This window comes from Arthrobacter sp. Leaf69 (genome assembly GCF_001422645.1).
Lineage (GTDB): Bacteria > Actinomycetota > Actinomycetes > Actinomycetales > Micrococcaceae > Arthrobacter.
Map to the genome: position 1 here is coordinate 125,316 of NZ_LMLR01000012.1, position 25,502 is coordinate 150,817.

Here is a 25,502-nt window from a genome sequence, read left to right on the forward strand (position 1 = left end):
ATGGACATCGCGCTGGGACTCCTGGTTCTCGTCGGGGTGGTCTGTGCCGGCAGCGCGCTGGGCCGGAAGCTCAACATTTCGGTTCCACTGCTGCTGGTGTTGGCCGGCGTGGTGGGCTCGTTCCTCCCCTTCGTTCCGCAGATTGAGCTGAACCCTGAAGTGGTCCTTGTGGGACTCTTGCCGCCGCTGCTGTACGCCGCGGCGCTGCGGACTTCGCTCTTCGATTTCAGCTCCAACCGCCGCGCCATCGGACTGCTCTCGGTGGGCTACGTCATCTTCGGAACCTTCGCCGTGGGCTTTGTGGTCTGGTGGTTGTTCCCGGAAATTCCGCTGGCTGCCGCTATCGCTCTCGGCGCGGTCGTGGCGCCGCCGGATGCTGTGGCGGCCACCGCCATCGCGAGGAAGGTGCGGATGCCGCGCAGGATCGTCACCATCCTGGAGGGTGAATCCCTGGTCAACGACGCCACCGCCCTGATCTGCCTTCGCGCCGCCATCGCCGCCATCTCGGGGTCTGTGTCCGTGACGGGGATCGCCGGGGACTTCCTGCTAGCGGCCGGGGGCGGGGTGGTGGTGGGCATGGCGGCCGCCTACGTGCTGACCGAGCTCCGCAAGCGGACCCGGAACGTCGCCATTAACACGTCGACGTCGTTGATCGCCCCGCTGGTCGCCTACCTTCCCGCGGAGGCGATCCATGCGTCCGGCGTACTCGCCGTCGTCGTTACCGGGTTGGTGATGGGCACCAAGGCGCCATCCATGCCCAACGGTGCCGCCCGGCTGAGCCAGCGCAGCAATTGGAACACTGTGCAGTTTCTGCTGGAAAACGCAGTCTTCCTGCTGATCGGGCTGCAGGTGCGGACCATCATCGACGGCGTCCAGGACGACTCTCTGGGCGCCGGCCGGATTTGGGCCGGCTGCGCTGTGATCCTGCTGGCGGTGCTGGTGCTCCGGCCGGTGTGGGTTTTCCCGGCCACGTACCTGCCCCGCCTGATTCCGGCCGTGCGGCGGAACGACCCGGCGCCGCCGTGGCAGTTCGCGGCGATTGTCTCTTGGGCCGGGATGCGGGGAGTGGTCACCCTGGCCGCGGTGCTGGTGCTGCCCGCAGATCTGGAGCACCGTTCGGTGCTGATCCTGGCCGCCCTGGTGGTGGTGGGCGGCACGCTGACGCTGCAGGGGTTCACTCTTCCGGGGCTGGTCCGTCTCCTGAAGGTCCAGGGCCCGGACCAGCGCGAAGACGCGCTGAACCAGGCTTCGCTGATGCAGCTGGCCACCGCTGCGGGCGTGGCACGCCTGCAGGAACTGCGTACGGAAAACGATCCGCCAGAGGTGGTGGCCATGCTGAAACGCCGCACCCAGGAGCGCGGGTTGGCTGCTTGGGAACGGCTCGGCCGCCCATCGGCGGAAACGGCGACCCCCAGCGCGCGTTACGCCTGGCTGCGGCTGGCCATGCTGGAAGCGGAACGGGCCAAGGTACTGGAACTGAGGCGGGGCGGCGAGTACGCGCAGGAGGTCCTCAGTGATGTGCTGGACCGGCTGGATGTTGAGGAATCCATGTTGGACATGGCGCTGGACGAGGTGGACACCTCCGGCGAGGGCGGCGGGGAAGGGATCGCGCGGCCGGGCGGAGTATGTGCCCACCTCGAGTCGGCCCGGTCTAGGGACGTACCCGCGGACCCCTTCTGCGCGAGCTGCCGGAGGGAAGGCACCACGACGGTGCACCTGCGGATGTGCCTGGCGTGCGGCAGAGTGGGGTGCTGTGATTCCTCACCCGGCAGCCACGCCTCGAGGCACTTCGAAGCGACCGGGCACCCGGTGATGCGGAGCATCGAGCCGGGCGAAGACTGGCGCTGGTGCTATCAGGACGACCTGCTGGGCTGACGGCAGGACAGAACACCTTCCCTCGCCGTGAACAACGTGCCCGTTTCAGAGCTCACGATAGTAGTAAAGCATTGGGTCTGTCTGGTTGGGTTCGGTGTTGGTGAACCCGTGTGCTTCATAGAAACGGCGCGCATCGGTGTCCTCGCCGTCCACGTTGATCTCAAGGAGTGCACCGCCCCGGCTGCGCACCAAATCGAGGGCCGCGTCCAGGAGTGCGCTGCCGAGGCGGTGACCGCGGAGCTCTGGACGGACGTAGAGCTCGTCGAGGATCGCGACCGGCCCCCGGTACCAGACGTTGGGCCGGAAACTAAGCACAGCAACCCCGCTCGCTGGCTCCCCGGTCAGCAGGACCACCACGTCGTCCCCCGCCAGGAGTTGCGTCAATCGTGATTCAAGTTCCTGGGTGCCGGGCGTCGGCGTCGAGAATTCAGTGTTGAAGTCATGAAGCAACTGGGCAATGACGGCGGCGTCGTCCAGGGTCGCCCGCCGCGGCCTCTGGCCGCCTGCAGAATCGTCGGAAGTCATGGCTTCATCATGAGGAGCAGGCGAAGCGGCGTCCACCCTTACCTCCGATCAGGATCCGGAGGGCGCTGGCTGAAGGACACGAGACGCGACTGCATCTCCCAGTACGGAGTGGCGGCCGGGACCTGCTGGCCGTCACGCAGGGCGTTGACCACGTTCACCGCCGCGTCCACTGCGGCGCGGTATGGCAGGGAGCCGGAACTCACCCGCCGGACCCCCAGCTCGCCCAGCTCGGCAACAGTCAGCGAGGGATGTGCCAGCACGTTGACCGGCAGCCCAATACCGGCGGTGATGGTCCGGATGTCCTCCGGGACCACAAGTCCGGGGACGAAGATCCCGTCCGCTCCGGCGTCGGCGTAGGCCCGGGCGCGGAGCAGGACGGCATCCACAGTGGCCTGTTCGCCGAACCATATGTTGTCCACCCGGGCGTTGATGAACAGAGCAGGGCTGCGCCGCTTGACGGCGGCCACTTTCTCGGCAAAAGCTGCTGGATCGACCAGGTGCCCGTCCGTGCTGTCCTCCAGGTTGACCCCGACCACGCCCTGGGCAGCCAGTTGGGTCACAAAGTCTGCAACCTCGGCGGGGTCATCGGCGTAGCCGTCTTCGACGTCCGCCGTGACGTGGACAGGCAGGCGGCACAGCTGGTTCACCAGGGCGGCGGTCACTGCCTTGCTGGACCGGCCGCCGTCGGGCAGGCCGGCACTTGCCGCAATCCCAAAGCTGGTGGTGCCGACGGCCGGGTATCCAGCTGACGCAAATGCCAGGGCGGATCCGACGTCCCACGCATTGGGCAGCAGGAGCGGCGCCCCGGTGTGGTGGAGTTCCCGAAAAGTGGCCATAGTATTCCCTTCCCCTCCCAACCGAATAGGTGGGTCCCTATCCGGCCCAGTCGTCGTCGTACGGCCGTCCGCGGAAGTGCGCGCGGAGGTACTCCCCCACGACGGCGGCGCCCAGGTCCCCGGTGTCGGGCGCCACAACGCGGCCGCCGATCCGGCGGGCCATCCGGGCGACGAACCGCTCCAGGCCCGGGTCGTCGCCGAGCCGGAAGAACGTGGCCTGCGTGCCGGCCCGGCCCAGGCGGTCCAGCTCGGCCACGGTCACGCGGATGGTCTCCGGGTCCGGCGGATACGAGAACCAGGATTCGCCGTCGGCCAGCAGGTGCGCGGTGGGTTCGCCGTCGGTCACCACGAGGAGGACCGGCTGCATGGACGGGTGCTGGCGGAAGAACCGGCCGGCCAGCAACAGGCCGTGGTGCAGGTTGGTACCCTGCTCCCGGAAGGCCGGCAGAGCGGTGAGCTCACCGATGTCCATGGACTGCGCATAGCGGCCGAAGCTGATCAGCTGCAGCCGGTCGCCGCGGAACCGGGTGGTGACGAGGTGGTGCAGGGCGAGCGCGGTGCGTTTCATCGGCACCCAGCGTCCCTCGGCGGCCATCGAGAAGGAGACGTCCACCAGCAGGGCGACGGCGGCCTGCGTGCGCGCCTCTGTCTCTGTCACCTCGATGTCATCCACGGCCAGGCGCAGCCCGTGGCGCGGGTCGCCGCCGTCGGCGATCGTGCGGCGGATCGCGTTGGTGATGGTCCGGGTGACGTCCCACGGTTCGGCGTCGCCGAACTCCCACGGGCGGCTGGAGCCGGTCTGCTCCCCGGCCGCGCCGGCAACGCGCGTGTCCCGGAGGCCCTGCCGGCCGGAGAGCTGCTTGGCGGTGTCCCGCAGCAGCGCCCTGCCGAGCCGCCGCATGGCCTGCGGGGAGAGCCGGAGGTCGCCGTCGGCGCCGCGCTGCAGGAAGCCGCCATCGTGCATGGCCCGCTCGATCTCCGCGAGGGTCCGGGCCGACACGGCGGCGTCCTGCCCCAACTGGCGGGCGAGGGCGTCCAGGTCCAGGTCGTCCAGGCGCGAGCCGTTGTAGGACTGGGAGAGCTGTTCGGCCAGCTCGTCCAGTTCGGCGAGGTCCTGCAGCACGCCGGTGCCGTCGCCGAGTCCCAGCCCTTCCTCGCCCTCGAAGCGTTCGGAGCCGGACCAGTCCTCGCCGGGGCGCAAAGCCTGCAGGTTGGCATCGAGTTGGCCCAGCTGTGCCATAAGCTCCGGCGAGCCGAACGCCTGCGCGGAAAGCCGCATCAGCTCCTCGCGCTGCTCGGCGGACATGGACTGCAGGAGCCGCTGGGCGGCGGCCGCGCGCTGGGCGAGCGCGTCCACCAGCTCCTCCACCGACTGCGGATTCTCCGGGAAGAACTGGCCGTGCTTGGCCATGAACTCCTGGAAGTCGGCATCGGTGTCCTCGCCGCGGCGGTGTTTGTCCAGCAGCTCGTTGAGGTCCTGCAGCATCTCGGCCACGGCCGCGCGGTCCTCCTCGGTGGCGCCCTCGAGCGCCTCCTTCATCCCGGCGAACCGCTGGTCCAGGACCTCGCGGCCCAACAGGTCCTTGATCCGCTCGTAGGCTTCCCGGGCGGTGCTCGACTGCCAGTCGTAGGAGGCGAGCTCGTTGACCGCTGCCGCCGTGGACTTGGGCAGGTTCTGCAGCTGCATCTCGCGGAAGGCGCGGTCCGTGTTGTCCATCATGGCGTCGCGGGCCAGCTGTTTGCGTTCCTCCAGCACCGCGGTGTCCAGCAGCTTCTGGACCTCGTTGAGGGTGCCGTCCAGCCGGTGCCGGCCCAGCAGGTCCTTGCGCCGCTGCTGGACGCGGCCGGCGAGGTCGTCGAGCCCTTCCCGTTTGCGGCCGCCGCGCCGCAGGTACTCCTGCAGGGCCTGCCGGGGCGAGTAGCCGGCCATCACGTCCTCGGCGACGGCGTCCAGCGCCTCCGCCAGGTCCACCGGCGGGGCGAGCGGATCCGGTCCTCCCCGGTACCGGCTGTACCGGGACCGGTGGTGTGCGGTCATGAGGCCTCCTGTGCCGTGGGATTACTTACCCGTAAACGGTCGCCTCGTCGTCGGACTCCTTGGCGATCCGCCGGGCGAGGTAGAGGCCTTCCAGTGCCAGTTCGACGGCGGCGGCGCGCTGCCCGTCGTTCGTCGCGCCCAGGCGCTCGCTGATGTCGTCGTAGAGGCGGGAGCCGTTGAGGGACGGCAGGTTCTGCAGGAACTCCCGCGCGGTGACCAGCTCCCCGGTGGTTACGGTGGTGTGTCCGTCGAGCGCGGCTACGAGTTCACCCATGTCGATGCCGTGGAAGTGCGCCCGCACGGCTTCCGCGGTGGCCACACGCAGGAGGTGGTCCAGGATGTCTTGTTCCCGGCCCTCCTCCCCGGACTCGAACTCGATCTTCCCGGCCAGGACTTCCACGGCGGCGTCCAGGTCGATGATCCGGGCGACGGCCTCGTCCTCGCCGCGCACGCTGGCGCGGCGCAGGGCGGCCGCGGCGACGGTTTCGGCACCGGCGATGGCGAACCGCGCGGACACCCCGGAGGTCTGGTTGATCGCCGGGGACTGCCGCAGCGCCCGGGTGTAGCGGGCCAGGATCTCGAGGATGACGGGCGGGACGCCGGCCACCAGGTGGCCCTCCTGCCGGATGACGGCCACCTCGTCGTCGAGCTCGATTGGGTAGTGGGTGCGGATCTCGGCGCCGAAGCGGTCCCGCAGCGGCGTGATGATCCGGCCCCGGTTCGTGTAGTCCTCCGGGTTGGCGGACGCGACCACCAAGACGTCCAGCGGCAGCCGCAGCACGTAGCCGCGGATCTGGATGTCGCGCTCCTCCATCACGTTGAGCATGGAGACCTGGATCCGCTCGGCGAGGTCGGGGAGTTCGTTGATGGCGATGATGCCGCGGTTGGAGCGCGGGACCAGGCCGTAGTGGATGGTTTCCGGGTCGCCCAGGCGGCGGCCCTCGGCCACCCGCATCGGGTCGACGTCGCCGATCAGGTCCGCGACGGAGGTGTCCGGCGTCGCGAGCTTCTCGACGTAGCGTTCCGAGCGGTGGCGCCACGCCACCCGCAGCCGGTCCCCCTCGGTGAGGGCGAGGGCGCGGGAGTGCTCGGTGAGGGGTTCGTCGGGGTGTTCGTTCAGTTCCGAGTCCTCGATCACCGGCGACCACTCGTCCAGCAGCCCGGCCAGGGTGCGCAGCAGCCGGGTCTTGCCCTGCCCGCGTTCACCGAGCAGGACGACGTCGTGCCCGGCGAGCAGTGCGCGCTCCAGCTGGGGCAGGACGGTGCGGCTGAAGCCGTACATCCCGGGCCAGGGGTCGCGGCCGGCGGCGAGCGCGGCGAGCAGGTTGTCGCGGATTTCGCGGCGCAGGTCCTTGTGAACGTGGCCGGAGGCACGCAGTTCACCAACAGTGAAGATATCGGGGCGATCACTCACCCCTCCACCGTAGACCTGTACCCGGCGGGGAATCGAGGGATTTCTTGAGATTCATGCGCTTTGGGCTGTTGCCCGGCTTAGGCTGAATCTTGATGACTGCAGCAACGCCTGGACCTTCGGCGAAGCCCCCACAGCAGGGCACGCTCCTCCTTTTGGTGCGCCACGGCGAGACGCCGACGACGGGCATGGTGCTGCCGGGGCGCGCCCCGGGGCTGCACCTGTCCGACCGCGGCCGGGACCAGGCAGTGCGGGTCGCGGAGCGGCTTTCTGGCCTGCCGGTGGACGCCCTCTATTCCTCGCCGCTGGAGCGCGCCTGCGAGACGGCAGAGCCGACGGCGGTGCGCACCGGACTGGCGGTGAAGCACGACGACGGGCTGCTTGAGTGCGATTTCGGCGAGTGGACCGGTGCCGCGATCGCCGAGCTGGCGGCGTTGCCGGAGTGGCAGACCGTCCAGCACAGCCCGTCGACGTTCCGCTTTCCTGACGGCGAGAGCTTTCCGGAAATGCAGGCGCGGATCGTCGGCGCGATGGAGGTGCTGCGTGCAGCCCACGCCGGGGGCGTAATCGTGTGCTTCTCCCACGCCGACCCCATTAAGGCGGCCGTCGCCCACGCCCTGGGCACGCCCTTGGACCTCTTCCAGCGGATCGTCATCAGCCCAGGATCGGTGTCGGCCATCTCCTTCGTGGAGGGCCAGGACCCTGCCGTGCACATGGTGAATTCGACGTCGGAACCGCTCAGCGGGCTGAGGGCGTCATGAGTGAGGGCCGACGGTGTCCGCCCGGGAACTGATGCTGCTCAGCGAGGGCAGCATAGAACTTCTCGGACTCATCCCGCGCAGCAGCAACCAGACGTTTCTCGTCCAGGTCTCCTGCGGCGAGGACAAAGGGTACGCGGTCTACAAGCCGGAGGCCGGCGAACGTCCCCTGTCCGACTTCGAGCCCGGGCTCTACAAGCGAGAACGCGCCGCCTACCTGCTGAGCGAATCGCTCGGCTGGGGCTTCGTGCCTCAGACGGTCATTCGGGAGGATGCGCCCCTCGGTGTCGGCTCGCTGCAGTGGTTTGTCGAATGCGACTTCCAGGAGCACTACTTCACCCTGTTCGAGGACGCCCCCGAGACACACCGCGAGCTCGCCCGGATAGCCCTGTTCGACTACGTCGCCAACAACACGGACCGCAAAAGCGGCCACGTGCTGCGCGGCGATGACGGGCGGATCTGGGGCATCGACCACGGGCTGTGTTTCTCGGCAAGCTTCAAGCTGCGCACCGTGATCTGGGACTTCGCCGGCGAACCCATCCCAGAAGCCCTGCTCAAGGACATCGCCCCGCTCGCAGAGGCTGTTCCTCCCGCAGTGGCTAAACTGCTCGACGACGACGAGATCACGGCCATGCAGCACCGCGTCCAGCGCCTGCTGCGTGCACGGGTGCTGCCCGCTGACCGCACGGGCATGCGTTACCCATGGCCGCTCGTATAGGCGCCCGCGACAACCGATACCGGATCTTCTGTCAACCTAGTTGCCTCAGGAAACCTTTCAGGCACCAACGGCAAAGTTTCCCATGGTCCAGGCCGCGCTACTCCGGCCCCGGCACTGAGGTGTGGCCGGCTCTTTTCCAGCCGTAGACGACACGGAGTCTGGGGTGGGCGGACACAGCGAAGGCCGGCACCTTTCCGGACGTAGGCTGGCCGCAGCAGAGTGGCAGGAACCGGGAGAGGGACGCCATCGGCCTTTAGAATGCCGCGTAACCGGACCGTTCGCTAGGCTGGCCCAAAAGTACCGCCATATTGATCAGTCACACGCGAAAGAAGCACCCCGTAATGGAAGCACTTATCAGCATCGTTGGCTTCATCATCGTCGTCGGAGGTATCGTCGCCGTCGCCTACTACTACACGTACGTCGCGGAACCCCGTAAGCGCACTCCGCAGATCATTGCGGCACTGGAAGAGAACGAGCGCATCGGACTCTCTGACATCGATGTGGACATCCGTAGGACCGCCGCACGGTGGGGACTCCTGAAGATCGGGCACACTGAAGCGAAACGCTTCAAGACCGAAGCGTACAGCGACCGCATCGCCGCGCAGATGAAAGTCCTTGAGCCTCGCGCCGCCGACCTGCTGCGCGAACGCACCAAGCTCACGAACCTCGAAACGTTCCTCAATATTGACACCTCGATCTGAGACGACAAGTAAGCCAGCTCCCTCGGGCCTCTATGGACGAGGGAGCTAGTGATGGGATTCCAGCCATCCCGCCATCTCATGTCACCATCCGCAACAATTTAAGAGATGACAGGTCAGACACAAACAGGCGATGCCTGGTCAGCGACGACGGCGGCGTCTTTGGCGACCGTTTTTCCCTCGCCCCGGTAGAGCCGGGAGGCGTGGCGGACGATCCGGCCGGGGATGTTCAGGATGTCCTGGCCGTGAGCAAAGAGCAGTGCGATCAGGAGCGCCGGTCCGCCGTGTTTCAGGTCCGTCGCCCAGACCACCTCATCGCCCCCGCCGAGTTTGAGGACGTGGCGATGAGGGAGCACGGCCGGTTCATCGTTGGGGGACTTTTGCGAGAGCAGACGATTTCCATCGGCGTCGATCACGACGCAGTGATGGTGTGCTTTGCCGGTCAATACCGGCCCATAGGTGCACCAAGAACTGCCTCCAGTCTGTCGGATGGATGGGGCCCAGCAGATCACCGTGCCGTTGTGACTCCTTCGTCCTCGGATCAGGCCCCACGCGCACCAGCACGACCTGGTGTAAAGCCTTATTCCCGTTGCGGTCCCCTCCCCGGGTGAGACGGTGACGGCTCGTCTTACCTGATGATGCAGGCATCGGCACCCCGGCTAAAGCTGCGAACTGGGCCTCACTACCCACGCGTTCTAAAACGTCGCCGACCGTCACCAGCAGCTGGCTGGCAACCTCGACACCAACACCCGGAAGGTCACAGAGCAAAGGAGAGTCCAGGATCCCCGCCGGTGGCCACACGCGCTGTCATGCACTCCATCCGTGATCTTCACGGCCCCGGCCTGCACCCGGAGGGAGACGACCCGCTGGGGCGCCTGGATCAACGACTACCGCGCGGCAGTTGCAACCCGCGCTGCGGCCAGGGTTCCCCGTATGCTGACCGGGGCAGCCCTTGCCCCCGTGACCCGAAAGGTACCCAGTGACCAGTCCCGCCCCGTGGAACGAAACTGACGGCTTTGCCTACGCCACACCGCCCACCTCGAACACGTTGCCGGTATGGGCGAGGACCTTCCGTAACGTCCTGATGGTACTCGGTGGGGTTGGTGTTGCAGCCCTCATTGGGATTTATGTCAGCTTTGCTCTCCCGGCAAGCATGTACGAGCCCGGGGGGCTTCGCGGAGTTGGCTTTGGCATCATGTTGTCGCTTTTCTACGCGGTCGGATCGATCCCCTATTTGATCGCGAACGTCGTCTATGCCATTCGCTGGGCGACCTCTCTGCGCGGCCACGGCTACAGTGTCTCCCTACTCAGTTCAGCCTTCCTCGTAGCCGCCCCGATACTGGTCTCCCTTAGTGTCGCCAGTGGCGTCGCTTTGCTCTGGTGGCACTAGCGGGGACTTTGGCACACGCCTCCGCGCAGATGATGTGCATGGAAACTCAGACGCTCCCAAATTCGGCACCAACTACCATCCCAATGTCGTCCGCCAGGTCAGTGCCGGCCGGGCGACCAATCACTCGGTGGAGTCGTCCCATGAGACGCTTCTCGCCGAGGTGGAGCGCCTGACGTACCTAGTCGCCCCGGAGAAGCTGGAACAAGCGAGAGCTGTTCCTAGGCGAAATCTTGCGTTGTGCCCACGGCGCCGAACAAACCCGACTTGCGGCCGCCAATGAGGTTGAGCATGCCGACCTGGAAGTACTGCCGGGCAGTCTCCTGCTGCCAGCCCTTGACATAGACGTACAGCCGGACGTTTGGGTGACGGGTTCCTCGGTCCAACTCTTGGTTGAGGCAAAAGGCTTCAAGAAGGGCGCCGCGTTCAGTGTCGAGCAGCTTCCTCGGGAGCTGCTATGCCTGCAGGCGCGCAGCGGCGACCGCGCACTTGCTCCTGCTGCTCCTGACCACTCCCCCACCCATCAGACTCGCCGGGAGGGGCCGACACGAAGTCGAGGCTGGTGTTGCCGTGGGTCTTTAGTCCCTGTACGCCCGCGCTGGAATGTCTGCCGCAGATTACGAGGGTTTGCTTGCCTCAATTCCGTCTTGTGTCGCATGGATAACGTGGTTTGAGATCCACGCCATCGTCATGCGACAGAAAAGCGCCTTTCCCGGGCTCCCCTCAAGCATCGCTGCATCCCTACATCGGATCGCTGACGGCGTGGCCCAGGCTATCAAGTGGCACTCCGGTGGCCTCGTCACCGAACCTGTCTCGTTCGTTGATCAGCCCTAGAGCTGACCGTTGCAGCATGAAATCGGAAGTCTGTCGCTGCCGGAGTCTGTGAGTCATTGAGTGCGGGCCGATAGCGGATATTATGTAACCTCCGTACGATGAGGCGGCCCGTACTGTCGCACCATGGACCGTCTATTCGTGATTCCCGCCTGGCGGGAGCGGCCCAGCGCCCCTAAACCTCCGCCACCGGCGCCGCGAACTGCGCCGCGTACAGCGCGGCGTACGCCCCGCCCGCCTCCAGCAGCTCGGCATGCGTCCCCTGCTCCACGATCTGCCCGGACTCCATCACCAGGATGAGGTCGGCGTCGCGGATGGTGGAGAGCCGGTGCGCGATCACGAAGCTGGTCCGGTCGGACCGCAGCGCGCTCATCGCCTTCTGCACCAGCACCTCGGTGCGGGTGTCCACGGAAGAAGTCGCCTCGTCCAGAATCAGCACGGACGGCCGGGCCAGGAACGCCCGGGCGATCGTCAGCAGCTGCTTCTCACCCGCCGATACATTCGAGCCCTCGTCCTCGAGCACGGTGTCGTACCCTTCCGGCAGGGAGCGGACAAACCGGTCCACGTACGTCGCCTGCGCCGCCTCCATAATGTCCGCCTCCGAGGCGCCGGGCCGGCCGTAGGCGATGTTGTCCCGGATGGTCCCGCCGAACAACCAGGTGTCTTGCAGGACCATGCCCATCCGCGAGCGCAGCCCGTTGCGGGTCATCGCCGTGACGTCCACGCCGTCGAGCGTGATCCGCCCGGCGTCGAGCTCGTAGAAGCGCATCATCAGGTTCACCAGCGTCGTCTTCCCGGCCCCGGTGGGGCCGACGATCGCCACCGTCTGCCCCGGCTCGGCCACCAGGCTCAGGTCGGTGATCAGCGGCTTGTCCGGCGAATAGGAGAACGACACGTTCTCGAACACCAGCCGGCCCCGCCCGCCGTTCGGCGCCACCGAAGGCATAGGATCCGCCGACTGCTCGTCCTCATCCAGCAGCTCGAACACCCGCTCGGCCGACGCCACCCCGGACTGCAGCAGGTTCGCCATCGAGCCCAGCTGTGCCAGCGGCTGGGTGAACTGCCGCGAGTACTGGATGAACGCCTGCACGTCGCCCAGCTGCATCGCCCCGGCGGCCACCTGCAGGCCGCCCACCACGGCGATCCCCACATAGACCAGGTTCCCGATGAACGTCATGGCCGGCATGATCAGCCCGGACACGAACTGCGCGCCGAAGCTCGCCTCATACAGCTCCGCGTTCTTCTGCCGGAACCGCTCCTCCACCTCCCGCTGCCGGCCGAACACCTTCACCAGCGCGTGCCCGGTGTACGTCTCCTCGATCTGCCCGTTCAGCTCCCCCGTGTGCTTCCACTGCGCCACGAACAGCTTCTGCGAGCGCTTGGCGATCAGCGCCGTCGTCACCAGCGTCAGCGGCACGGTGACCAGCGCGATCAGCGCCAGCGTGGGCGAGAGGATGAACATCATCACCAGCACACCCAGCACGGTCAGCAGGGACGTGACCGCCTGGCTGATGGACTGCTGCAGGCTCTGCGAGATGTTGTCCACGTCGTTGGTGACCCGGCTCAGCAGTTCCCCGCGCTGGATCGAGTCGAAGTAGCGCAGCGGAAGCCGGTTGATCTTGGCCTCGATCCGCTCGCGCAGCCGGAACATGGTCCGCTGCACCACCCCGTTGAGGATATATGCCTGCATCCACATAAATCCCGACGCCAGCACGTACAAGGCCAGCGCCCACAGCAGCACGTTGGCCAGCGCCGCGAAGTCGATCCCCGCGCCCGGCGTCAGCGTCATGGCACTGAGCATGTCCGCCTGCTGGTCCTGCCCCTGGGCCCGCAGTTGCGCGATCAGCTGCTCCTGGCTCACCCCGGCCGGCAGCTGCTTGGACACAACGCCGGCGAAGATCAGGTTGGTGCCCTCGCCCAGCAGCCGCGGCCCGATCACCGAGAACGTCACACTCACCACGGCGAGCATCAGGACCAGCACCAGCCACAGCCGCTCCCGCCGCAGCTGGCCAAGCAGCCGTTTGGCGGACGGCCAGAAGTTCATCGCCTTCTCCGCCGGCACGTTCATCCCGGCGAACGGCCCGCCGCGCCCCGGCCCGCCCGCCGGGCGCGGAATCCGCAGCGGGGCCTCCTTGGTTGCGCCACCGGCGCCGGGCGTCTGAGACTCGACCTTGCTCATGCCGCCTCCTCCGCCGCCAGCTGGGAGTTCACAATTTCGTTGTACGTCTCCGAGGTCTCCAGCAGCTCCGCGTGCGTGCCATGCGCGACGATCCGGCCGCCGTCGAGCACCAGGATCTGGTCCGCGTCCACGATGCTGGACACGCGCTGGGCGATGATCACCAGGGTGGCGCCGGCGGTGTGCTGCCGGAGCGCCTGCCGCAGCCGGGCGTCCGTGGCGGTGTCCAGCGAGGAGAACGAATCGTCGAAGATGTAGAGCTCCGGCCGTTTCACCAGCGCCCGGGCGATCGCGATCCGCTGCCGCTGCCCGCCGGAGACGTTGGTGCCGCCCTGCGAGACGGGCGCGTCCAGCCCGCCCTCCATCTCCCGGACGAAATCCTCCGCCTGCGCGATGGCCAGCGCCCGCCAGAGTTCCTCCTCGGTGGCGTCGGGTTTGCCGTAAAGGAGGTTGCTACGGACCGTGCCGGAGAACAGGTACGGTTTCTGCGGGACCAGGCCGATGTGCCCCCACAGCAGGTCCGGGTGCAGCTCCCGGACGTCCACGCCGTCGATCATCACCGAGCCGGACGTCGCGTCGAAGAGCCGCGGCATGAGGTTCACCAGGGTGGTCTTGCCGGAGCCGGTGGCGCCGATGATCGCCGTCGTCCGCCCCGCGCGGGCGGTGAAGCTGATCCCGGCGAGGACCGGCTGCTCGGCACCCGGGTAGGCGAACCCGACGTCGCGCATTTGAAGTTCGCCGCGGCCGGTGCGGCCAGAGAAATCCAGCGGGTGCTCCGGCGGCCGGACGCTGGATTCGGTGCCCAGCACCGCGCTGATCCGGTCCGCGGAGACCGCGGCGCGCGGGATCATGATCGCCATGAACGTGGCCATCATGACGGACATCAGGATCTGCATGAGGTAGCTCAGGAACGCGATCATGGTGCCCACCTGCATGGAGCCGTCCTGGATCCGGAACGCGCCGAACCAGATCACGGCCACGGACGAGACGTTCAGGACCAGCATCACGGTGGGGAACGCGAGCGCCATCAGCCGGCCGGCGCGCAGGGCGGTGTCCGTGACGTCCTCGTTGGCGCGGGCGAAGCGGGTGGTCTCCACCTCCTCGCGGACGAACGCGCGGACCACGCGGATGCCGGTGAGCTGTTCGCGGAGCACCCGGTTCACGGTGTCGATCCGGGTCTGCATGAGCCGGAACAGCGGCACCATCCGGGTGATGATCAGCCCCACTCCCGCCAGCAGCACGGGCACACTGACGGCGATCAGCCACGACAGCTGCAGGTCCTGCCGGATCGCCATGATGACGCCGCCGATGCAGAGCATTGGCGCGGCCACCATGAGGGTGGCGGACATGAGGACCAGCTGCTGGACCTGCTGGACGTCGTTGGTGGAGCGGGTGATGAGGCTCGGCGCGCCGAAGTGGGTGACCTCCTGCTCGGAGAACGCCGCCACGCGGCTGAAGATCGCGCCGCGCACGTCCCGGCCCATCGCCATGGCCGCTTTCGCCCCGAAGTACACGGCCGCGATGGCGCAGGCGATCTGCAGCAGGGTGACCAGCAGCATCACGGCGCCGGTGCGCAGGATGTAGTCCGTGTCCCCCTTCGCCACGCCCTGGTCGATGATGTCCGCGTTCAGGGTGGGCAGGTACAGCGAGGCGATGGACTGCGCCAGCTGGAAGACGACGACGGCGAGCAGCAGCCGCTGCTGCGGCCGCAGGTATTCAACGAGCAGTTTCCAGAGCATCCGTACTCCACTTCACGGGTCACGGCAGTGGTGTGAAGGTCAGTTTACGTCCAGAGGCTTGGAGCGGAACGGGTTCCTCTCAGGGCGGACCGCTTCCCGGCGGAAGGTGGCACCATGGGGAGATGACTCCTGCTCACGGTCTTTCCGGCATTTTCCGGCGTCCCCGGCCCATCAAACCCGAGCCCGGCCAAGAATCAGTGTGGGACTACCCCCGGCCGCCCAGGGTGGAGCACCGGCCGGAACGGGTCACCGTGCGGCTGGGCGGGCAGGTGATTGCCGACACCACCGATTCCGTGCGCGTCCTGGAGACGAGCCATCCGCCGGTCTACTACCTGCCGCTGGATGCCTTCCCGGCCGGGGTGCTCGTCCCGGTGGAGGGCACCAGCTTCTGCGAGTTCAAGGGGGAAGCGCACTACTTCGACGTCGTTGCCGGCGGCGTCGTGGTTGCCCGCGGAGCGTGGACCTACCCGGAGCCCGCACGGGGGTTCGAGGCGCTCAGGACCCGGGTGGCCCTCTACCCGCGGCACATGGACTCCTGCGAAGTCGACGGCGTGCCGGTGACCTCCCAGGAGGGCGACTTCTACGGCGGCTGGATCACTAAGAAGATCGTCGGTCCGTTCAAGGGCGGCCCTGGCACGGCCGGGTGGTGATGACCTCTTCTGAACCTGACACGACCATCCGGGCGTTCCCGGCTCTGCTGATTGGGGACCGCGGGCGCTGGGTTTCTTCCTCTAACCGACAGGAAGCGGGACATCTTCCGTGGGCGCGAACTCCGTCATTGCGTAAGAGCCGACGCGTCCAGGAGATGCGGGAAGGTGTGTGCCATCTCCAGCGCCGCCAGGGTCATCGCCTGGTTCTCGTTGATGGGGCGGCCGAGTAGCTCGGCGGCTCGTTTGACCCGATATGCCACGGTGTTGGTGGCCAGATGCAAGGCTTGGGCTGCCGCAAGGCGGCTGCTGCCGGCCATCAGGAAGTGGCGCAAGGTGTCGCGGATGTCGGCCAGTTTCTGGTCCGGACCCAGCAACCCATCGAGCTGGACTTGGACGAACCTGGCAGCTGCCTGGGAATCAGCAATGAGCAGTGCCAGCATGCCGGCGGTGTCGTAGTCCCAAAATTTCTGCTGCGGCGAAATCCGGGCGACCCGGGCAGCCTGCTGGGCCTCAAAGTGGCTGTCCCGCAACCCGAATAGCCCGGAGCCGGGCCGCCCAGCTGCGAGGTGGATCCAGTCGGCGCGTGGCACAGCACGTAGCGCTCCTGCCACCGAGGGGTCCGGGCGGGTGTTGAACCCCCACCAGAAGAGCGTGGTGCCCTGGTATTCGACGGTCAGGAAGCCAGCGGCGCCCAGCGCCTGCGCAGCGTCGGTGCCGAATCGCTGGCGCGCCGCCTCACGGTCCGGGATGTGCCCGCTGGTGGCGGGCCACGCCAAGGCGACCAGATGGTGCCTTCCGAGCCTGAGTCCCAGGATGCGTTCGGCGTCTTCGCCCGGCTCTTCGCCGTCGAGGATTGCCGTGAGTACCCTCTGCCGTTCGGCTGGAAGCCGGCCATGCCACAGGGTGAGCTCGTCTTCGTAACCGTGCATGAGGTCGATGACGTAGGAGTTCACGTAGGAAAAAAGGGCCGCATTGAGCTCCCGCACTTCAGGGACCATGCGGTCGGCAGGGACTTCCTGCTCGATGACGGCCAGCAGCGCATCCTGGACCCGGGTGTGGCAGGCCCAGACGGTGCGCAGCACGGACCCGATCGGGACGCCCTGCCGCACTGACAACCGTACATTTTCCTGGGCGCCGCGCGGGGCCACAATGTCAGCCGCCGCGGTGCCGCGGTGCAAGCCGATCAGGGTCGTGAGGAGGGACGCTTCACATCCCTCCCGCTCGGTACCGGTCATCATGCCGGGCGTCCCGGCGAGGCTGAAGTCCTCATCCACTTGGCGGACTATCTCCGCGGCAGCCTCGATGGCCCATGCCGTGGCTGGCGCGCCGATTTCCGCCTCGGCGCTGGCAATGATCTCCGGATCCGATGCAGGGCCGTCAACCGCGCCGTTCGCTGTCGGGCGGAGACTTTCCATCCAGTTCATCACTGTTACAAACCACCTTTGGTCTTGGCCACCGGAAGCCAAGTATAGGGATGCGCGCAGAGGTCTTTGCTCCCGGGCGCCATACGGAACGACTTTTCTTGCCGTCCGGCACCAAGAACCAACCCTGTGTGCCACACCACACTTGAAGCAACCGGTGTTCGGAGCTGAACACCCGTCAAGCAACGGAGCGTGACACAGCACATGACAACAACCACTGAGCTCAACAACTCGTCCTCGGTTCTGAGCAAGGCCATTGCGCGGATGACCGAAGTTCTCGGCTCCGATGCCGTCTTGCTGGATGAAAGCCAGGTCAAGGACTTTCGCGACCCCTACGAGGGCGACGACGCTAAGGACTACCAGCCCTCCTTTGTGGTCCAGCCGTCCACCGTAGAAGAAATCCAGGCCGTGGTCCGGATCGCCAACGAACTGCAGATCCAGCTCTGGACCTCCTCCACTGGGCGCAACTACGGCTACGGCGGCTCGGCCCCGGTGGTCAACGGCTCCGTGGTCCTGAGCCTGCGCCGTATGAACAAGATTCTGGAAATCAATGAGGCCGCCGGCTACGCCCTGCTCGAGCCCGGCGTGAGTTTCTTCGACCTCTATAACGAGATCAAGGCGCGCGGGCTGAAGCTCTGGATTTCGGTCCCGGACCTCGGCTGGGGCAGCATCGTCGGCAACACCCTGGACCACGGCTACGGCTACACCGTCAACGGCGACCACGCCAGCGCGGTCTGTGGCATGGAAGTGGTCCTCGCCTCTGGCGAAGTGGTCCGCACCGGCCTCGGCGCCATCAGCAACAGCCCGATGTGGCAGCGCCACAAACGCGGCTTCGGCCCCTCCCTGGACAGCCTGTTCATGCAGTCCAACTTCGGCATCGTGTCCAAGATGGGCGTCTGGCTCATGCCCGAGCCGGAGGTATTCACCACGGGGGCGATCATTTGCCACAACGACGAGGACATTGCCCCGCTTATCGACGCGCTCCGCCCTTTGGTGCTGGACGGCACCATTCAGGGCCTCCCGCTGATCACCAGCTCACCGGAACCCGAGGACGGTCGGGCCAACCCGATGCAGGACACCACCGGGATGTCGAAGGCGGCGAAGCTGTCCGCGACACTGCCCCCAGGGCGCTGGCACGCCCGCATCGCCTTCTACGGCCACGAAGCCATGGTGGAGGCACGGCGCCGCATTGTCACCGATGCCGTAGCCCACCTTCCCGGCGTCACCGTGGATCTAAGGTCCTACCGCGGCGACGTCAGCCCGGAAGAAGTGCACCCCCTGGACCTGGTCCCGGCCGGCATCCCTAACATGTTCCTGCTGGACATGATGAAGAAGCACATCGGCGAAAACGTTGGCCACATCGACTTCTCGCCCGCGATCCCGTTCGACGGCGAATCCGCTGCCAAGCACGAGCTCATGGTCCGCACCATCCTCGAAGAAGCCGGACTGGTGGCGGGTTTCGGCTGGATCGCCAACACCCGGAGCCTCGTGGGCGCCTGCATGGTCTTCTTCGACGTGAACGACCCTGCCGAAGCGGCAGCCGCCCACGCCGCCGTCGAACTCATGTGTGCAAAGGCCGCCGACTGGGGCTGGAGCGAATACCGCGCCCACCCCTCGCTGATCGAGCACGTGGCAGAGAACTTCGACTTCAACGATCGTGCCTTGAACCGCCTCTACACCTCCCTCAAGGACGCTCTGGACCCTGCCGGAACGCTCTCGCCGGGCAACCACGGCATTTGGCCCTCTTCGGCCAAGAACTCCTAGAACTCCAATACCGAAAGGCACCACCATGTGGGAGACAGACAACAAGTTCCTCAACGGCCCCTTCACCCCCTGGCATGAGGAGACAGAAGCCTTCGACCTCGAGGTCATCGGCAAGATTCCCGATGACCTCGACGGAGCCTTGTTCCGCACCGGGTCCAACCCCAAGTTCAAGCCGCGCAACACAGACCGGTACCACTGGTTCGAAGGCGACGGCATGGTCTACGCTACCTACCTCCGCGACGGCAAGGCCGCCTACCGGAACAAGTGGGTCATGACCGACGCGCTGAAAGTCGAGATGGAGGCGGGAGAGGCGGTCTACTCCGGGTTCGTCAACGGCGGCACGGCCCCATCGCTGCCGGCCGGCGCCCCGCGCATGAAGAACGTGCCCAACACCAACGTAGGCGTCCTCGCCGACCGGCTGCTCGTATTCTTTGAGGGCGGCCTACCGCACCAGATGAATCCGCAGTCCTTGGAAACATTCGGAACATATGACTTCAACGGCGATGTTCCGTTCACCTGCACGGCCCACTACAAGCTCGACCCGGACACCGGCAACATGCTTTTCTACTCCTACATGGGCACCAACGTCACCTGGTATGAGGCAGACCGGCACGGGAAGGTCCTCGACACCTTCGCTTTCAGCACCAGCGCCCCGTCGATGTTCCATGACTTCGCCGTGAGCAAGAACTACGCGATCTTCTTTGTAACCCCGGGGCTGTTCCTGGCACCCAACATAGGCCAGGGCAAGCCGGGCCTGGTCTGGGACCCCGCCGCCACGAACAACGGCGTCGAGATCGTCACCATGCACCGGACGACCCACGAAGTGCGGACCTACCGGGTCGACGAGACGTTCTTCCCGACGCACTTCTTCAACGCCTACGAGCGAGGCAACGAAATCGTCATCGAAGCCCCGCGCATCAAGGAACGCTTCGGCACGCCCGCGGACCGTATCACCCGGCCCGTGGACTCCCATGAGTGGTTCATGAACGCAATCCCCTGGCGCTGGACCGTCAACACCGCCACGGGACGCGTCACGAACCAGGCCACCAGCCACATCGCGGGTGAATTCCCGGCTATCAACCCGAACAAGGTCGGTCTGGAACACAAGTTCGGTTACTTCGCCACCACCCGTGGCAGGGACGCCGACACCATGAGCGACGGCCTGGCCAAGACGGACCTCACCAAGGAAACGGTCACGGTGATCGAGGGGCTGGATGACCTGACAAACCCCTCAGAACCGATCTTCGTTCCACGGGCCGGGGCCGTGAATGAGGACGACGGTTACCTGCTCTCAATCTGGTGGAACCGCCAGACGGAGCTGAGCGAACTGTGCATCTACGACACGGCCGAATTCGGCCGTACACCGCTCGCCAGGGTGAAGCTGCCCGGCCGCGTTCCCTTCGGCTTCCACGGCAGCTGGTCTGACCGCGAGCAGATCGAAGACTCCCTCCGGGTCCTCGCCAGTGAACACGTCAACTAACCACCTTCATACTTCTCTGCACTACCTGAACAGGAGCGACACCCCATGACCATCTCCACCATCGAAGCCCCGGCGATATTCGCAGGGCAGGACATCAGCCTCCAGTACATTGCCGGTCAGTGGCGCGAGGGCCGGTCCGCGAAAACCCTCACGGTAACGAACCCTTTCGATGACAGCGTGCTGACCACCATCCGTCAGGCCTCAGTCGCAGACGTCGACGAGGCCTACCGCGCCGCAGAGGCAGCCCAGACTGAATGGGCCGCCTGGCCACCGGCCGAGCGCCAGAAGGTGATGCGCCGTGCCGCGCAGATTCTTGAGGAGCGTCGCGAACAGATCGTGGACTGGCTGGTCCGCGAGTCCGGTTCCACTTTGCTGAAGGCCAACATCGAGGTTTCACTCGCCGTCGGAATCACGCAGGAGTCGGCATCCTTTCCCACCAGGGTCCACGGCAAGATCTTCGATTCCAACACCCCCAACCGAGAGATGCGCGTCTACCGCAAACCGATCGGTGTGGTGGGCGTGATCAGCCCGTGGAACTTTCCCCTGCATCTATCCCAGCGGTCCGTCGCCCCGGCCCTGGCCCTGGGTAATGCCGTGGTCATCAAGCCGGCTAGTGACACTCCTGTTACCGGCGCACTGATCCTGGCACGGATCTTCGAGGAAGCTGGCCTGCCGGCAGGAGTACTGTCCACTGTCATCGGTGCCGGCTCGGAGATCGGTGACGACTTCGTGGCCCACCCTGTGCCGGGACTGATTTCCTTCACCGGCTCCACCCCGGTCGGGCAGAGTGTGGGCGCAGTCGCTACCAGCGGCGAACACCTGAAGAAAGTGGCCCTGGAGCTTGGCGGTAACGCCCCACTGGTGGTACTCGACGACGCCAACCTCGAAGCAGCTGTAGCAGCTGCGGTCCCAGGGGTTTTCCTGCACTCCGGCCAGATATGTATGTCCGTCAACCGGATCATCGTCGAAGCCCCGGTCTACGAGGAGTTCGTCTCCCGTTTCGCCGAAGCGGCAGCGTCCGTGACCTACGGCGACCCCACTGCCGAGGGCACCTTGGTAGGCCCTGTAGTCAACGATTCTCAGCTTGCAGGCCTCAAGCAGAAAATCGCATGGGCCCAGGAAGCCGGTGCCCGCACTGTCGTCGAAGCCGAGATCAGGGGCCGGGTGGTGCCCCCACACGTCTTCGCCGACGTCACCCCTGACATGGAGATCGCCCGCGAGGAGATCTTCGGTCCCATGGTCGCCATCCTGAGGGCTGAGGACGAGGCTCACGCTCTTCAACTCGCCAACGATCACGCCTACGGCCTCTCCAGCGCCGTTTTTACTCAGAACCTCGACCGCGGCCTGCAGTTTGCCCACAAGGTCAAGGCCGGGATGACCTTCATCAACGAAATGACAATCCAGGATGAAGCGCATGTGGCCTTCGGCGGGCAACGCAATTCCGGGTTGGGTCGCTTTAACGGCGATTGGGCCATCGAGGAGTTCACCACCGACCACACAATCGGCGTCACCCGCCTCTAGATCAGCGGGAACATACGAAAGTGGCCTGCACGGACAATCCCGTCCGGGCAGGCCACTTTCGTGCCTCCAAAGCAGTCAGCGATGCGAAAGGTTAACTGCTCTGCCGTGGATTGAAGCGCCGACCGCAACAACATCCCGTTAGCGCGTGAGTACATCGAGCCAAGACGCGCAGCTGCAGCTCAACCCTGTCTGAAGGCAGCTGCTGCAGCCGCCACGCGATTATCTCGGATGAGCTCGGTGTGGCGCCTTGTTCCGGTGAAGAAGAACAACGGCTCGGTGCCGACTTTTGAAGGTCGGCATACGCCAAATGATCGATTCCACGGCTTAATCGGGCGCGGCCGACCGGATCTGTTCATACACGGTCAGCAGCCGATGCCCTACATCACCGCCGTGCCGGTCGATGTACTCGATAATCGGTCAGGGTGTCTCCCCTTCGCCACGTCAGGTGGGGTGACGGTCCCATCTTGAGCGATGCCGCGCGCCTGATCATGTGGCACGACGGCGGGTCCGAGTTAGGAGGCGGGATCGGCGTCGTGCTTTGCCGGCTGATGGCCGTCGACGGCGGCGCGGACGTCGCCCTCTTCGCGCCCGCTCTTCTTCTTGCCGAATGGCAGCACTTTGAGGAGCGGAGTCAGGATCGCCATGACCACCAGGCCCCAGGCGAGACCGAGGACGGCCGAGCACAGGGTGTTCACCAGCCAGGCCAGGAAGCCGCCCGCCACCGCGATCCCGGCGAAAGGAGCCTCGAGGACGTGGACCAGGTCGTACGGCAGGTGCCAGCCGAGGTCGTAGGCCCCCTGCAGCATGATGTGGCCACCCACCCACAGCATAGCGACCGTCCCGACAACGGTGATCGTGGTCAGCACGGAGGGCATCCCCTTGACGAGCAGCTCGCCGAAGCGCTGGGAGCCCGCAGAGTCCTTGGCTGCCAGGTGCAGTCCGATGTCGTCCATCTTCACAATGAGTGCGACGGCGCCGTAAACGGCCACCGTGATCACGAGCGCCACAACCACCAGGATGAGCGCCCGGGCCCACAAGGACTCGTCGGCCACCTCGTTCATGGCAATGACCATGATCTCGCAGGACAGGATGAAGTCGGTGGTGATGGCGCCCTTGGTGACCTTGGCCTCCGCTTCCGGGCCCCGGTCCACCGCCGGCGTGTCTTCTTCGGCGGTGTGGTGGCCGAAGAACTTGTGCCAGACCTTCTCGGCACCCTCGTAGCAGAGGTAGGTGCCGCCCAGCATGAGGATGAACGGAATGACCCCTGGGATGAAGGCGCTGATGAGCAGCAGCGCCGGCAGGATGATCAACAGTTTGTTGCGCAGCGAGCCCCAGAAGATTTTTTTGATCATCGGCAGTTCGCGGGACGGGTCCCCCCCGGACACGTATTGCGGGGTGACGGCGGCGTCGTCAATGACGACGCCGGCGGCCTTGGCACCCGCCTTGGCCGCTCCGGCCGCGACGTCGTCCACCGAGGCGGCCGCTATCCGGGCCAGGGCTGCGATGTCGTCCAGCAGGGCGACGAGACCGCCGCTCACAGCTCGCTTCCGTAATGCTTGAGGGCGGACGGCGGGGCGAGGTTGCCTCGGTCAAGGCGCGTGATTAGCATGTTCGAATTATATGGTGGCGGGCGGTCCGTCGACGGGAAAGGCGGACTTAGCCGCCCAGCACCACGTTCGCCGGCGGTTCGCCAGCAAGCATGAGGTCGATCTGCCGCTGGAGGAGCCGGCCCATCCGCGGGCGCATGGCAGAGCTCGCCCCGCCCACGTGCGGGCTGATGATGACGCCGGGGGTCCGCCAGAGCGGGTGGTCCTGCGGCAGGGGCTCGGGATCGGTGACGTCCAGGGCGGCGCGGATCCGGCCGCTGGCGGTGTGCTTCACCAGGGCGTCGGTGTCTGCGACCGGTCCGCGGGCCACGTTGACCAGCAGGGCGCCGTCGGGCATGGCCCCGAGGAAGCGATCGTCGATGAGGTGGCGGGTGGAATCGCTGAGCGGCACGCCCACGATCACGATGTCGTGTTCCGGCAGCAGGGTGTGCAGCTCGTCGATGCCGTGAACGTGGCCGCGCGGGTCTGTCCGTTCCCGGCTGGCCACCCTTGTCACGGTGGTTTCGAACGGCAGGAGCCGGTCCTCGATCGCCTTGCCCACGCCGCCGTAGCCGACGATCAGCACCCGCCGGTCGGCGAGGCTGGCGGTGGGCCGGGTCTCCCAGCGCCCCTCCCGCTGGTTGGCCAGCAGCCGCGGGAACTCGCGCTGGCTGGCCAGGATCAGGGCAAGGGTCAGTTCGGCGGTGGAGGTTTCGTGGACGCCGGCGGCGTTGGCGAACACCCGGTCCGGCGGCAGCGAGTCCGCGACGCCGTCGTACCCGATCGACTGGCTCTGCACCAGCCCGGTCTCCACCTGCTCCAGGCTGCGCAGAATCTCCGTGCTGCCCATGTAGGGCTGGACCACGATGTCGATGCGGGGCACGGGCGGTTCCCCGGTTAGGTCCCACTCCAGGACGGTGACGTCCGGGTGGGGCGTCAGGTACTTGCGCAGGGTGGGGTCCGGCAGGCTCACAGTTATTATCCTCGGCATAGCTGCCAGCCTAGTGCGGCGGTCCCAGCTGGAAGTTGGCCCTCATCTGCCTGACGTCCCGTGCGTCGCGTGGACATGCCCAGTCCCCGGGCATAAGTTGCAGGAAACCCCTCCCCTTTGTAAACCCGGAAGGCCCTGCCCCATGAACACCTCGGGACCCTCCCGCCCGGCCGCGTCCCTCTCTGCCCGTGGAAAGCTGCTCCTGGTCTGGGCGGCCACGGTCCTGGTGCTGCTGGGCGTGGTGACCGCCGGCGTCGTCCGTACCGGGCCGGATCCCCGGACGGACTTCCTCACCGGACCGCAGTCCCAGCAGGACGAGAAGCCCGCGGCAGCGGTCCCGGCGACGCGGGCCCCGCGGGCCGCCGTCGACCTCGATGCCGAGATCGAGCGGATCCTGGCCGCGAACTCCGGCTACCGGATCGGCGTCGTCCTGGCGGACACGCACGGCGGTGAGCCGCGCAGCTACGGCGACGGGACCGAGTTTGTGGCGGCCAGCACCGCCAAGATCATCACGGCGGCCGCCTATTACCACCTGGTGGAGGCCGGCGAGAAATCGCTCGACGCGCCGCTGGGGAGCTTCGACGCCGCGTTCCAGCTCCAGGCGATGGTCAACGCGAGCAGCAACGACGCCTGGCTGCTGCTGATACAGGACATCGGCTATCCGGAGCTGATCGAGTACGCCGCGTCGATCGGGATCAGCTACGACCCCGAACAGAACCTGCTGACCGCGGCCGAGATGGCGGAGTTGCTCAAGCAGCTCTCCACCGGCAAGCTGCTCAACGCGGAGCACACGCAGGAACTGCTGGGCTACATGCAGAAGACCAACAACGAACGCCTCATTCCGGCCGCCGTCGGGCCGGACATCACGGTGCAGCACAAGTACGGCGAGCTGGAAGGCTATGTCCACGACGCCGCACTCCTGACCTCCGGCGAGCGCTCCTATGCGCTGGCCATCTACACCTGGGGCGAGGACGGCGAGAGCAAGGAACGCCTGGCCGTAATCCACGGGCTCACCGAGGTGGTGACGCGGGCGCTGCTGGAGTAGGGGCTCCTCAACGAGCAGGGCCCCCGCCGCACTCGGTGCGACGGGGCCCTGC

Annotated in this window: 20 protein-coding genes and 2 pseudogenes; 10 read left to right on the forward strand and 12 right to left on the reverse strand. The window is 66.4% G+C overall.

Annotated features, from left to right (window positions below; genetic code table 11):
• Complete coding sequence (locus ASE96_RS11925; RefSeq protein WP_056430415.1) at positions 1–1,875, forward strand: Na+/H+ antiporter; 1,875 nt, start codon at positions 1–3, stop codon at positions 1,873–1,875.
• 45 nt (positions 1,876–1,920) lie between these two features.
• On the opposite strand, the gene ASE96_RS11930 is transcribed toward ASE96_RS11925, so the two are convergent.
• The 4 genes from ASE96_RS11930 to ASE96_RS11945 are packed head-to-tail and all read right to left on the reverse strand — an operon-like array spanning position 1,921 to position 6,688.
• A complete protein-coding gene (locus ASE96_RS11930; RefSeq protein WP_056430418.1) occupies positions 1,921–2,400 on the reverse strand; it encodes a GNAT family N-acetyltransferase in 480 nt (159 codons plus the stop codon).
• Between the two features lie 38 nt (positions 2,401–2,438).
• Complete coding sequence (locus tag ASE96_RS11935) at positions 2,439–3,236, reverse strand: isocitrate lyase/PEP mutase family protein (protein WP_056430420.1); 798 nt, start codon at positions 3,234–3,236, stop codon at positions 2,439–2,441.
• A 37-nt stretch (positions 3,237–3,273) separates the two neighbouring features.
• A complete protein-coding gene (locus ASE96_RS11940) occupies positions 3,274–5,274 on the reverse strand; it encodes a vWA domain-containing protein (protein ID WP_056430423.1) in 2,001 nt (666 codons plus the stop codon).
• Between the two features lie 25 nt (positions 5,275–5,299).
• Positions 5,300–6,688, reverse strand: coding sequence for a sigma 54-interacting transcriptional regulator (locus ASE96_RS11945; RefSeq protein ID WP_056430426.1), 1,389 nt, complete (start codon positions 6,686–6,688; stop codon positions 5,300–5,302).
• Between the two features lie 92 nt (positions 6,689–6,780).
• On the opposite strand from ASE96_RS11945, the gene ASE96_RS11950 reads away from it, so the two are divergent.
• The 3 genes from ASE96_RS11950 (at position 6,781) to ASE96_RS11960 (ending at position 8,862) form a co-directional block, all read left to right on the forward strand.
• Positions 6,781–7,446, forward strand: coding sequence for an MSMEG_4193 family putative phosphomutase (locus ASE96_RS11950; RefSeq protein WP_056430429.1), 666 nt, complete (start codon positions 6,781–6,783; stop codon positions 7,444–7,446).
• A gap of 13 nt (positions 7,447–7,459) precedes the next feature.
• Positions 7,460–8,161, forward strand: coding sequence for an SCO1664 family protein (locus ASE96_RS11955; protein ID WP_056430432.1), 702 nt, complete (start codon positions 7,460–7,462; stop codon positions 8,159–8,161).
• A gap of 341 nt (positions 8,162–8,502) precedes the next feature.
• Positions 8,503–8,862: a hypothetical protein gene (locus ASE96_RS11960; RefSeq protein ID WP_056430435.1), complete on the forward strand. Its 360-nt coding sequence runs from the start codon at positions 8,503–8,505 to the stop codon at positions 8,860–8,862.
• 131 nt (positions 8,863–8,993) lie between these two features.
• Here ASE96_RS11960 and ASE96_RS11965 read toward each other — a convergent pair.
• Positions 8,994–9,327 (reverse strand): annotated as a pseudogene (locus ASE96_RS11965) (IS110 family transposase); the annotation flags it as partial.
• A gap of 60 nt (positions 9,328–9,387) precedes the next feature.
• Positions 9,388–9,630 (reverse strand): annotated as a pseudogene (locus tag ASE96_RS18850) (transposase); the annotation flags it as partial.
• Between the two features lie 208 nt (positions 9,631–9,838).
• Between ASE96_RS18850 and ASE96_RS11970 the strand changes: the two are divergent.
• Complete coding sequence (locus ASE96_RS11970) at positions 9,839–10,249, forward strand: hypothetical protein (protein WP_056430440.1); 411 nt, start codon at positions 9,839–9,841, stop codon at positions 10,247–10,249.
• Between the two features lie 218 nt (positions 10,250–10,467).
• On the opposite strand, the gene ASE96_RS19180 is transcribed toward ASE96_RS11970, so the two are convergent.
• The 3 genes from ASE96_RS19180 to ASE96_RS11980 form a co-directional block, all read right to left on the reverse strand.
• Positions 10,468–10,632 carry a hypothetical protein gene (locus ASE96_RS19180; RefSeq protein ID WP_156367582.1) on the reverse strand — a complete coding sequence of 55 codons (165 nt, stop codon included), beginning with the start codon at positions 10,630–10,632 and terminating at the stop codon, positions 10,468–10,470.
• A gap of 620 nt (positions 10,633–11,252) precedes the next feature.
• Positions 11,253–13,256, reverse strand: coding sequence for an ABC transporter ATP-binding protein (locus ASE96_RS11975; RefSeq protein ID WP_056430443.1), 2,004 nt, complete (start codon positions 13,254–13,256; stop codon positions 11,253–11,255).
• Positions 13,253–14,992 carry an ABC transporter ATP-binding protein gene (locus tag ASE96_RS11980; protein WP_056430446.1) on the reverse strand — a complete coding sequence of 580 codons (1,740 nt, stop codon included), beginning with the start codon at positions 14,990–14,992 and terminating at the stop codon, positions 13,253–13,255. Before ASE96_RS11980 ends, ASE96_RS11975 begins: the two co-directional genes overlap by 4 nt.
• A gap of 122 nt (positions 14,993–15,114) precedes the next feature.
• Here ASE96_RS11980 and ASE96_RS11985 point away from each other — a divergent pair, with 122 nt between their 5' ends.
• On the forward strand, positions 15,115–15,642 hold the full coding sequence (locus tag ASE96_RS11985) for a DUF427 domain-containing protein (protein WP_056430449.1): 528 nt from the start codon (positions 15,115–15,117) through the stop codon (positions 15,640–15,642).
• 125 nt (positions 15,643–15,767) lie between these two features.
• Here ASE96_RS11985 and ASE96_RS11990 read toward each other — a convergent pair whose 3' ends face one another.
• Positions 15,768–17,057, reverse strand: coding sequence for a PucR family transcriptional regulator (locus tag ASE96_RS11990; protein ID WP_056430452.1), 1,290 nt, complete (start codon positions 17,055–17,057; stop codon positions 15,768–15,770).
• A gap of 210 nt (positions 17,058–17,267) precedes the next feature.
• Between ASE96_RS11990 and ASE96_RS11995 the strand changes: the two genes are divergently transcribed.
• The 3 genes from ASE96_RS11995 to ASE96_RS12005 are packed head-to-tail and all read left to right on the forward strand — an operon-like array spanning position 17,268 to position 21,828.
• Positions 17,268–18,827 (forward strand): FAD-binding oxidoreductase, encoded by a 1,560-nt coding sequence (locus tag ASE96_RS11995; protein ID WP_056430455.1) that lies wholly within the window; start codon positions 17,268–17,270, stop codon positions 18,825–18,827.
• Positions 18,828–18,852: 25 nt separating this feature from the next.
• Complete coding sequence (locus ASE96_RS12000) at positions 18,853–20,307, forward strand: carotenoid oxygenase family protein (RefSeq protein WP_056430457.1); 1,455 nt, start codon at positions 18,853–18,855, stop codon at positions 20,305–20,307.
• A gap of 45 nt (positions 20,308–20,352) precedes the next feature.
• Positions 20,353–21,828, forward strand: coding sequence for an aldehyde dehydrogenase family protein (locus tag ASE96_RS12005; protein WP_056430460.1), 1,476 nt, complete (start codon positions 20,353–20,355; stop codon positions 21,826–21,828).
• A gap of 512 nt (positions 21,829–22,340) precedes the next feature.
• Here the strand turns inward: ASE96_RS12005 and ASE96_RS12010 are convergent.
• Both ASE96_RS12010 and ASE96_RS12015 read right to left on the reverse strand, forming a co-directional pair.
• Positions 22,341–23,366 carry a DUF808 domain-containing protein gene (locus tag ASE96_RS12010; RefSeq protein WP_056430463.1) on the reverse strand — a complete coding sequence of 342 codons (1,026 nt, stop codon included), beginning with the start codon at positions 23,364–23,366 and terminating at the stop codon, positions 22,341–22,343.
• Between the two features lie 118 nt (positions 23,367–23,484).
• Positions 23,485–24,405, reverse strand: coding sequence for a 2-hydroxyacid dehydrogenase (locus tag ASE96_RS12015; protein WP_056430466.1), 921 nt, complete (start codon positions 24,403–24,405; stop codon positions 23,485–23,487).
• Positions 24,406–24,547: 142 nt separating this feature from the next.
• Between ASE96_RS12015 and ASE96_RS12020 the strand changes: the two genes are divergently transcribed.
• Positions 24,548–25,450, forward strand: coding sequence for a serine hydrolase (locus ASE96_RS12020; protein WP_082492708.1), 903 nt, complete (start codon positions 24,548–24,550; stop codon positions 25,448–25,450).
• Positions 25,451–25,502 lie beyond the last annotated feature (52 nt).